This is a genomic window from Sphingomonas bacterium (genome assembly GCF_903643065.1).
Lineage (GTDB): Bacteria > Pseudomonadota > Alphaproteobacteria > Sphingomonadales > Sphingomonadaceae > Sphingomonas.
The window spans coordinates 1-2,693 of record NZ_CAHJWX010000444.1; the positions used below are offsets into that span (position 1 = coordinate 1).

Genomic DNA, 2,693 nt, shown 5'->3' on the forward strand with positions numbered 1-2,693 from the left:
GCTGGCTGCCGGGCACGCGGCGCTCGCGGGCGCCCGGCCCGGCCGGCAGAACGGCTACAAGATCGAGCTGGCCGCGCGCACCGTCGCCGACGCGCTGCTCATCGCCGCCCAGAGGACCGCCTGATGCCGCAAGCTCCGTTTCCCGAGCGCGAGCGGGTCGACGCGCACGACAAGGTGCTCGGCAAGACCGCCTACGCCGCCGACGTCCACCTGCCCGGCCTGCTCTATGCGATGACCGTGCCCGCGACGATCGCCAAGGGCCAGGTCGTCGACGTGCCGGTCGAGCCGGCGATGCGCGTGCCCGGCGTCTTGCGCGTGCTCACCGCCGCCGATTTCGCGCCCCCGCCCCAGCCGGCCGGTGGCGGTGGCGAGTCGGCGGGGGCGCCGCCACCGACGGCGACGATCACACCGGAGATCGCCTATCGCGGCCAGCCGGTGGCGCTGGTGGTCGCCGAGACGCTGGAAGCGGCGATCGAGGGCGCGGAGGCGCTGCGACCGACCTATGCGCAAGCGCCGTTCATGGCGGTGATCGATAGCCCCGGCACGACGCGCGATCCCTTCCGCCCGACCAAGGCGGGCGACGCCGCCAAGGCGATGCCGGCCGCCGCGACGACGGTCGAGGCGCAATATGTCGGGCCCGCCCAGCACCACAACCCGATCGAGATGCTGTCCACCACCGCCGACTGGCGCGACGGTAAGCTGACCATTCACGAGGGCACGCAGGGCGCGCAGACGCTGCGCGCCTCGATCGCACGCTCGCTCAGGATCGACCCGGCGATCATCGAGGTGAAGAGCCCGTATGTGGGCGGCGCGTTCGGGCAGAAGGGCTCGATCCAGCGCCAGAGCGCAATCGTCGCGCGCGCCGCGATGCTGATCGGCCGGCCGGTCAAGCTGGTGATGCCGCGCGGGCAGATCTTCCACAACGCGACCTTCCGGCCCCGCAGCCGTCACCGCATCACGCTGGGTGCGGACGCCGCCGGCAAGCTGGTCGCGATCCGCTACGACGCGGATCACCAGCAGTCGCGCAAGGGCGGCTTCCCGCCCGCCTATCACGAGACGCCGCCGATGATGTACGGCGTGCCGAACTATGACGGCACGTCCGCGCATGTGCGGATCGACACGCAGGACCCCGGGTTCATGCGCGCGCCCAACCCGCACCCGGCGCATTTCGCCTTCGAGAGCGCGGTCGACGAACTGGCGTACAAGCTGGGCCGCGATCCGGTCGCGTTCCGCCTGGCGCATCAGGCGACGGTGAACCCGTTGTCGGGCAAGCCGTTCTCCTCCGCTTTCCTCAACGACTGCCTGACGCAGGGCGCGCGACGGTTCGGCTGGGACCGGCGGACGATGGCGCCGCGATCGATGATCCTGCCCGATGGCACCACGATCGGCTGGGGCGTCGCCGGCGGCTGCTACCCCGCGCCGACGACGCCGACGATCGCGACGCTGCGCATCACCGCGGACGGCCGCACCGTCTTCGCGGTCGGCGGGCACGAAATGGGGCAGGGCATCCGTACCGTGATCGTGCAGCTGCTGCAGCGCGAGCTGGGCGTCGGCCCCGAGCGGCTGGAGATCGAGATCGGCGACACCGCCGCCGCGCCGCAGCACCTGACCGCCGGTTCGTGGGGGACGGTCAGCGTCATCCCCGCCGTCATCAAGGCGTCCGCGCAGATCAAGGCGCAGCTGGCCGAGCTGTCGGGCGGACGCGCGCCGACGGGCACCGTCCATCAGCAGCTGGCGCGAACGCGGCGCCCCTTCCTCCAGGCGGAGGTGTCGAACGTCGCGCCGGGCCAGGACGCCAAGGCGCTGGACAAGCTGCGCTCGGGCGAGTTCGCGCGGGGCGGGCCGGATTATCCCGACTTCGCGAGCTTCAGCTACATCGCGCATTTCGTCGAGGTCCGCGTCGAGCCGACCACCCGGCGCGTGCGCGTGCCGCGCGTCGTCAGCGTCGCCGATGGCGGCCGGATCGTCTCCCCGCGCACCGCCGCCAGCCAGGTGCGCGGCGGCGTGGTGATGGCGATCGGCTCGGCGCTGCGCGAGGAGACGGAGGTCGATCCGCGCTATGGCGGCTGGCTCAACGCCGACATCGCCGACTATGTCATGCCGGTGAATGCCGACATCGGCGACATCGACGTGAGCTTCGTCGACCGTCCCGATCCGTTGCTCAACGCGGTCGGCGCGAAGAGCGTCGGCGAGGTGTCGATGGTTGGCGCGGCGGCGGCGGTCGCCAACGCGGTCTACCACGCGACGGGCACCCGCATCCGCAAGATGCCGATCCGGATCGAGGACCTGATCTGAGCGCGCGGCCTATGGCCGGACGATCAGCACCACCTTGCCCGCGCCGCCCGCCATCGCCGTTTCCTGCGCGGCGGCGGCGTCGGCCAGGGGAAAGGACGGCCCGCGCGGGATGACCAGCGCGCCGTCGCGCACCGCCTCGGCATAGCGGCGGATCGTCGCGGCGTCCGCTTGCGCGAACACGGCGTTCACCTCGACGCCGGCCCGTTCATACGGTCCGCGCACGGCCGTGCCGAACACGCCGCCATCACGGACGCGCTCGATCGTCCTGGTCGCGACCTCGCCGCCGACGGTGTCCGCCACCGCGTCGACGGGCGTCAGCGCCGCGATCGCCGCCGCGTCGTCGATCGCGACGACCTCGTCGACGCCCGGCAGCGCCGCCGCTTCCGCCAGCTGCCGTC

The 2,693-nt window shown here is 72.6% G+C and carries 2 protein-coding genes; one reads left to right on the forward strand and one right to left on the reverse strand.

What is annotated here, in order from left to right; genetic code table 11:
• The first annotated feature begins 123 nt into the window (after nt 1-123).
• On the forward strand, nt 124-2,295 hold the full coding sequence (locus tag HUU95_RS13650) for a xanthine dehydrogenase family protein molybdopterin-binding subunit (protein ID WP_174280602.1): 2,172 nt from the start codon (nt 124-126) through the stop codon (nt 2,293-2,295).
• A 9-nt stretch (nt 2,296-2,304) separates the two neighbouring features.
• Here the strand turns inward: HUU95_RS13650 and HUU95_RS13655 are convergent.
• Nucleotides 2,305-2,693 (reverse strand): zinc-binding dehydrogenase (locus HUU95_RS13655; protein WP_174280603.1); only part of this gene is annotated, 389 nt, incomplete at its 5' end.